This is a genomic window from Streptomyces sp. IBSBF 2435, assembly GCF_036815005.1.
Lineage (GTDB): Bacteria > Actinomycetota > Actinomycetes > Streptomycetales > Streptomycetaceae > Actinacidiphila.
In genome coordinates this window covers 1-7,281 of sequence record NZ_JAJSYW010000254.1, presented here as the reverse complement: position 1 = coordinate 7,281, position 7,281 = coordinate 1, and the positions used below count along the sequence as shown (strand labels likewise).

The 7,281-nt window shown below is 74.2% G+C and carries 6 protein-coding genes; 4 read left to right on the top strand and 2 right to left on the bottom strand.

From position 1 onward, the window contains the following. Nucleotides 1-169 precede the first annotated feature (169 nt). Both V7E46_RS31015 and V7E46_RS31010 read left to right on the top strand, forming a co-directional pair. On the top strand, nucleotides 170-955 hold the full coding sequence (locus V7E46_RS31015; protein ID WP_333771524.1) for a carbon-nitrogen hydrolase family protein: 786 nt from the start codon (nucleotides 170-172) through the stop codon (nucleotides 953-955). Continuing rightward, entirely contained in the window at nucleotides 952-2,655 is a 1,704-nt protein-coding gene (locus V7E46_RS31010) for a flavin monoamine oxidase family protein (protein WP_333771523.1), read from the top strand. The genes V7E46_RS31015 and V7E46_RS31010 overlap by 4 nt, the downstream gene beginning before the upstream one ends. Here V7E46_RS31010 and V7E46_RS31005 read toward each other — a convergent pair. Next, nucleotides 2,616-3,326, bottom strand: a complete 711-nt coding sequence (locus tag V7E46_RS31005) for a DUF5995 family protein (protein ID WP_333771522.1) — start codon at nucleotides 3,324-3,326, stop codon at nucleotides 2,616-2,618. The genes V7E46_RS31010 and V7E46_RS31005 overlap by 40 nt on opposite strands. 171 nt (nucleotides 3,327-3,497) lie before the next feature. On the opposite strand from V7E46_RS31005, the gene V7E46_RS31000 reads away from it, so the two are divergent. Continuing rightward, entirely contained in the window at nucleotides 3,498-4,340 is an 843-nt protein-coding gene (locus V7E46_RS31000) for a helix-turn-helix transcriptional regulator (RefSeq protein WP_333771521.1), read from the top strand. A gap of 354 nt (nucleotides 4,341-4,694) precedes the next feature. Here the strand turns inward: V7E46_RS31000 and V7E46_RS30995 are convergent, their stop codons facing one another. After that, the gene (locus tag V7E46_RS30995) at nucleotides 4,695-5,912 is read right to left on the bottom strand and encodes an MFS transporter (protein ID WP_333771520.1); all 1,218 of its coding nucleotides are present in this window, start codon (nucleotides 5,910-5,912) and stop codon (nucleotides 4,695-4,697) included. A 73-nt stretch (nucleotides 5,913-5,985) separates the two neighbouring features. On the opposite strand from V7E46_RS30995, the gene V7E46_RS30990 reads away from it, so the two are divergent. Next, nucleotides 5,986-7,161 carry an ROK family transcriptional regulator gene (locus V7E46_RS30990; protein WP_333771519.1) on the top strand — a complete coding sequence of 392 codons (1,176 nt, stop codon included), beginning with the start codon at nucleotides 5,986-5,988 and terminating at the stop codon, nucleotides 7,159-7,161. The last annotated feature ends 120 nt before the right edge of the window (nucleotides 7,162-7,281 follow it).

Here is a 7,281-nt window from a genome sequence, read left to right as displayed (position 1 = left end):
CGGCTCCCCTTCTGCAAGGGGAGCCGCGCAATGGATCGCCGGGGGGAGGGGGGAAGACGCAACGAATCGCGCCGTGTGGCGCAATGTTCGGGCCTTGTCGCTGGCCGCAGCCGGGATTAGCGTCGAGGGGCACCCCTTGTACCCCCGTTGACCAGCAGAAAGAGGCACCGTGCGGATCGCGATCGCGCAGGGCACCGCACCGGGCCCCGACGCGCTGGACGCCGCCGCGGCGGAAGCGGCCGGGCGCGGCGCCCGGCTCCTGCTCACGCCCGAGCTCGCGCTGAGCGGCTACGTGCTCGGCCCGCAGGCCGCCGCGTCCGCGGAACCGGCGGACGGCCCGGCCGCGCGCCGGGTCGAGGAGACCGCCGCGCGGCACGGCGTCGCCGTCGCCTACGGCTGGCCCGAGCGGGACGGCGGCGCCGTCTTCAACACGGTCCGGCTGGTCGGCCCGGACGGCACCGAGCTGGCGGTGTACCGCAAGACGCACCTGTACGGTGACCAGGAGCGCGCCGCCTTCACGCCCGGCGCGGAGCCGATCGTCCAGGCCGACCTCGACGGCGTCAGGATCGGCCTGCTGATCTGCTACGACGTGGAATTCCCCGAGCCCGTCAGGGCGCACGCGCTGGCCGGTACCGACCTGCTGGCCGTACCCACCGCCCTGATGCGGCCCTTCGAGTTCGTCCCGCGGGTCCTCGTGCCGGCCAGGGCGTACGAGAACGGCCTGCACATCGCGTACGCGAACCGCTGCGGCCCCGAGGGCGGGTACGACTTCGCCGGGCTCAGCTGCCTGGCGGGGCCCGACGGCGAGGTGCGGGCCCGGGCCGGGGCCGGCCCCGAGCTGCTGATCGCCGACGTCGACCCGGAACGCAACGCGGCCGCCCGGGCGGTCACGCCGTATCTGGCCGACCGCCGCCCCGATCTCTACCGCACCATCGCCAGGAGCGCCCGCCCATGACATCCGTGCCCGCCGCCGTCCACGACGAGCAGCACATAGCGGCGCAGGCCGAGCCGCCCATCACCATGTTCGGCCCCGACTTCCCCTACGCCTACGACGACTTCCTCGCCCACCCCGCCGGGCTCGGCTCCGTACCGCCCGCCGAGCACGGCACCGAGGTCGCGGTGATCGGCGGCGGGCTGTCCGGGATCGTGACGGCGTACGAGCTGCTGAAAATGGGCCTGCGGCCGGTCGTCTACGAGGCCGACCGGATCGGCGGGCGGCTGCGCACGGTCGGCTTCGACGGGTGCGACCCGGGGCTGACCGCCGAGCTGGGCGCGATGCGCTTCCCGCCGTCCTCCACCGCCTTCCAGCACTACGTGGACCTGGTCGGGCTGGCCACCAGGCCGTTCCCCAACCCGCTGGCGCCCTGCACCCCCTCGACGGTGGTCGACCTCAAGGGCGAGTCGCACTACGCCACGACCGTGGACGACCTGCCCGAGGTCTACCACCAGGTCATGCACGCCTGGAACGCCTGCCTGGAGGACGGCGCAGACTTCTCCGCGATGCAGCGGGCGCTGCGCGAGCGGGACGTGCCCGCGATCCGGGCGATCTGGTCCGCGCTGGTCGACAAGCTCGACAACCAGACCTTCTACGGCTTCCTGTGCGACTCGCCGGCCTTCCGGTCGTTCCGGCACCGGGAGATCTTCGGGCAGGTCGGCTTCGGTACCGGCGGCTGGGACACCGACTTCCCCAACTCCATCCTGGAGATCCTGCGGGTGGTCTACACCGGCGCCGACGACGACCACCGCGGCATCGTCGGCGGCAGCCAGCAGCTCCCGCAGCGGCTGTGGGAACGCGCCCCCGACAAGGCCGTGCACTGGCCGCGCGGCACCTCGCTGGCCTCACTGCACGGCGGCGAGCCGCGCCCGGCCGTCACCGGGCTGCACCGCACCGCGGGCAACCGGATCACCGTCACCGACGCCACCGGTGACATCCGCTCGTACAAGGCGGCGGTCTTCACCGCGCAGAGCTGGCTTCTGCTGTCGAAGATCGCCTGCGACAGCGCGCTCTTCCCGATCGACCACTGGACGGCGATGGAGCGCACCCACTACATGGAGTCCAGCAAGCTCTTCGTGCCGGTCGACCGGCCGTTCTGGCTCGACCAGGACCCGAGCACCGGCCGGGACACCCTGTCGATGACGCTCACCGACCGGATGACCCGCGGCACGTACCTGCTGGACGACGGCCCGGACCGGCCCGCCGCGATCTGCCTGTCCTACACCTGGTGCGACGACAGCCTGAAGTGGCTGCCGCTGAGCGCGCACGAGCGGATGGAGGTGATGCTCACCTCGCTCGGCGAGATCTATCCCGGCGTCGACATCAGGAAGCACATCATCGGCAACCCGGTGACCGTGTCGTGGGAGAACGAGCCGTGGTTCATGGGCGCCTTCAAGGCCAACCTGCCCGGCCACTACCGCTACCAGCGGCGGCTGTTCACCCACTTCATGCAGGACGCGCTGCCCGCCGACCGGCGCGGCCTGTTCCTGGCCGGCGACGACATCTCCTGGACCGCCGGATGGGCCGAGGGCGCTGTGCAGACCGCGTTGAACGCGGTGTGGGGCGTCATGCGCCACCTCGGCGGCGGCACCGACCCGCTGAACCCGGGACCCGGCGACCGCTACGACGAGATCGCGCCCGTGCTGCTGCCCGAGGACTGACGCCCGCCGCCGGTCGGCGTCAGCAGCAGCCGTCCGACCAGCCCGACGGCCGCGTCCAGGCGGCTCACGCACTCGTCGTAGGCCTCGTCGGCGCCGCGCAGCGCCCACAGCAGCCGGGCCGCCGCCCAGGCCGCGTCCCTGGCCCTGGCCAGCGACCACGACCCGACCAGGTGGGTCAGCGGGTCGGCCGCCTCCAGCAGGTCGGGACCCGGCATCAGCAGTTCCCTGACCTCCGCCTCGATCTGGGTCAGCGCCTCGCCGACCCGGTCGAAGTCCGCTTCGAGGCCGGGGAGTTCGCGGCCCGTCGCCCGGCAGGTGTCCAGCACGGCCAGCGCCAGGTCGTGTCCCACATGGGCGTTGATCCCGGCGAGGGCGAATTGCAGCGGCCGGATGTCCGGGTGGGCGCGCATCCGCAGCAGTGGCCGCCAGCACGCGGGCGGACGGCGGCCCGCCGCGTCGTCCGCCACCGCGGCGAGGTAGCGCCCCGCGAACCGTACGGCCAGGTCACCGGCCGCCTCGGGGTCCGCGAAGTGCCCGGCGGCCAGCCGCCGGGCCACCTCCGCGGTCACCGCGGCATACACCCGGTTGAACACCGCCACCCCGTCGCCCGGCGGCAGCCCCGCGTCCACACCGTGCATCCGGGCGAGCACGCCGTCCACATCCGTTGTCATACGTCCCAGTCTTCGCACCCGGCGCCCCCGTATCGCGCGGCACGCCGGGCCGGGTCGCAGGCCGTGCGTTCCGCAGCCCCGGCAGGGGCGGTGCCGCGACCGCGTGCGGGCCTGCGATCGGGGGAGTGGCACTCCCTGGATAGTCTGCCGCCCCGGCCGCATGCTGGAGGGGTGGACCGACCAGAACTCGCCGATTTCCTGCGCCGCAGCCGCGACCGGCTGGGCCCCGCCGACGTGGGCCTGGGCGGCGGCTCCCGGCGCCGCACCCCGGGACTGCGCCGGGAGGAGGTGGCCCAGCTGGCCGGCATGTCGGTGGACTACTACACCCGGCTCGAACAGGCCCGCGGCCCGCGCCCGTCCCGGCAGATGCTCGGCGCGCTCGCCCGCGCGCTGCGGCTGACCGCCGACGAGCGCGACCACCTCTTCCACCTGTCGGGCGAGGAGCCGCCGCGGGACACCGGCGGCAGCGACCACGTACGCCCCGGCCTGCTGCTGATCCTGGACCGGCTGCACGACACGCCCGCCCAGGTGGTCAGCGACATCGGCGACGTCCTGGTGCAGAACGCGATGGCGTCCGCGCTGCTCGGCGACGTCTCGGCCCGGCCGCCGGAGATGCGCAACACCGTTCGGCGGGCCTTCACCGAGCCCGCCGCCATGGACATCTTCCCGCCCGAGGACCGCCCGACGCTGGCCCGCAACCATGTCGCGCACCTGCGCGCGGTGCTCGCCGCCCGCCCCGACGACCCGCGAGCGGTGGCCCTGGTCACGGAGCTGCGGGCGGCCAGCGAGGACTTCGCCCGGCTGTGGGCGGAGCACGAGGTCGCGGTGCGGCGCTCGGACACCAAGCGCATCCGGCACCCGGTGGTGGGGGAGATGGAGCTGGACTGCGAGGTGCTGCTCAGCCCGGGGCGCGACCAGCGGCTGATCGTCTACACCGCCCGCCCCGGCACCGAGGCGTACGAGCGGCTGCAACTGCTCCGGGTGGTCGGCCTCCAGGACCTGGCGGTGGGTTGACGCGGTGTCCCCAACTCCCGCCAGGAGTACGGGAGATGTCGGCGCGCCTGTGCCATGGCGTAATCCCGCGGAATGAATTGCCCCTTCCGTGCTCCCCGAGGGGCGGGCGGCGCCGGTAACGTTGTTCTCGGTTCGGCGGGCGCGATTCCCCCGTGCGCGTCCGCCGAACTCTTCGACCTGCCGCGTTGTGACCACTCCCGCGGCGGGCTCTGCCATGTCGGCCGTACGGCACGGATTTGGCACCGCCGACCCCGTCACGACCCCGGCCCACCTGGACGGATCCGGAACGCCGGGCGGGCGGGTGGCACCGGGCCGGCTCCCACTCCGGTCGGGGCCGCCCACCGCCCGGCGGGCTCAGTCGGCGGCGACGCCGGCCGGCGCGGGTGCGCCCGCCACCTGCTTGGCGGCGCTCGGCCGGACGACACCGGCCCCCACCACCAGGCCCAGTGTCAGCACCGTGACCAGGGTGAAGGACACCGTCAGCGAGCTGGCGCCGGCGATACCGCCGATCGCCGCAGGCGCGACGAGCCCCGAGGTGTACGTGACGGTCGCGACACCGGCTATGGCCTGGCTCGGGTTCGGCCCGCTGCGCCCGGCCGCGGCGAAGCACAGCGGCACCACGACCGAGATGCCCACACCGATCAGGCCGAAGCCGGCGATGCCCGGGGCCGGCGCGTGCGAGAGCACCACCAGCAGCCCGCCTGCGGTGGCGACCACCCCGCCGGCCCTGATCGCGGTCACCGGACCCAGCTTGCGCACGGCGAAGTCGCCCAGCAGCCGGGCCGTGGCCATCGTGCAGGAGAAAGCGGTGTACGCCAGCGCCGCCACCGCGGGCGAGGCGTTGGCGATGTCCCGCAGGTAGACCGCGCACCAGTCGGCGCTGCCGCCCTCGGCGAAGACCCCGCAAAAGCCGATCGCCCCGATCACCAGCGCCGCACGCGGCGGCAGCGCGAACCTCGGCGGCGCGGCCTCGTCGGCCGCCGGGTGCAGATCGGGCACCCGGGCGCACACCAGGAAGCCGGTCACCACCAGCGCGGCGGAGACCGCGCCCAGGTGGATCCGGCCGTCGAGGCCGGCGTGCGCGGCCGGTACGCCGATCGCGGCGCCCGCCAGGGTGCCCACGCTCCACATCCCGTGCAGCCCCGACATGATCGACTTGCCCTTGTGCTCCTCGACGGCCACCCCGAGGGCGTTCATCACCACGTCCGCCATGCCGGCGCTGCCGCCGAAGATCAGCAGCGACACGCACAGCCACGGCAGTCCGGGCGACAGCGCGGGCAGCGAGAGCGCCACGCACCACATCCCGAGCAGCAGCCGCAGCGCGGTCCGCGACCCGAGCCGGTGCATCAGCCGGCCGGCCAGCGGCATCGTCAGCATCGAGCCCACCGCGGGACACACCAGCGCAAGGCCCAACGCTCCCGCGCTGAGCCCGAGATGGTCCTTGATCCAGGGAATCCGGGTGGCGAACGTACCCTGCACCGCGCCATGCACGGCAAAGGCGGTGGCGATGGCCATATGGGCCCGGCGTACCGTGGCGGGCGACCACCGGGTGTCAGGAGCACTCGTCGTCATGCCGCGTAAACTATCAGGAAGCCTGCCTGAAAGTTAAGGCACTTACGGCCACCGGTCTGGAAGGATCGCCCGCATGACCGCCACTCGCGTGCAGCCCGGCAGGAACGCGTCACCGCGTACGGCCAGGGCCATCAACGACCGGCTGGCCCTGCGCCTGCTCCAGGAGGAAGGGCCGCTCACCGCCGCGCAGTTGAAGGAACTCACCGGCATGTCCCGGCCGAGCGTCGCGGACCTCGTCGAACGCCTCCAGGACTCCGGCCTGATCGAGGTCGTCGGCGAATCCGGCGCCGCCAGGCGCGGCCCCAACGCCCGGGTCTACGGCATCGTCGCCGACCGGGCGCACGTCGCCGGGCTCGACGTGCGCATCGACAGCATCGGCGTCGAGATCGCCGACCTCCTCGGCCGCACCCTCGCCAGGGCCGACCTGGCCGTCCCTGCCGACGCCGACCCGGCCCGCACCATCGAGAACGGCATCGACCTGCTCCTCGGCGCGGCCGGCACAGTGCCCCTGCACACCGTCGCCTTCGGCGCGCCCGGCCTGATCAACCCGGTCACCGGGCGGCTCAGCACCACCGGTGAGCTGCCGACCTGGCACGGCGACCTCGTGGACGAGGTACGCACCCGGCTCGGCGTGCCCGTCCTGCTGGAGAACGAGGTCAACCTCGCCGCGATCGCCGAGCAGCGCTCGGGCGGCGTCGCCGCGGACGACACCTTCGTGCTGCTCTGGATCGGCGGCGGCGTCGGCGCCGCGCTCGTCCTCGACGGGCGCCTGCGGCGCGGCAATTCCGGCGGCGCCGGCGAGGTCGGCTTCCTGCCGATCTCCGACTCCGGCAGGCTGCCGACGTCCACGAACTGCGACGACGGCTTCCACGGGCTGGCCGGCAGCCGGGCGGTCTGCGCGCTGGCCCGCGCGCACGGTCTGTCCGTCCAGGGCTCCGACGCGGCTGCCGCCGCCGCGGCCGTACGGGCCGGGGGGCCCGGCTTCCTCGATGAGCTCGCGGCGCGGATCGCCGTCGGGGCGGCCTCCGTCTGCGCGGTGCTCGACCCCGGGCGCGTCGTCCTGGCCGGCGAGGTCGGCGCCGCCGGCGGTCCCGACCTCGCGGACCGCGTCGCCGCGAGGCTGGCGCGGCTCTCCCCGCTGCGGACCGAGGTCCGCCCCACCGCCGTGTCCGGCGGCCCGATCCTCCGCGGTGCCGTGATGACGGCCCTCGACTCCGCCCAGAACGCCCTCTTCACCCCCGCGGGATAACCCCTCCGACCTGCCCGCCCGTGCGACCCCCTGCGGGGTGCTGGAGCGTCGGCGACAGCGCGCCCGGGGGTGACGGTGTGCCCGGGCAGGTCAAAAGCGCCCTCGGGAGAAGGTGCGGCG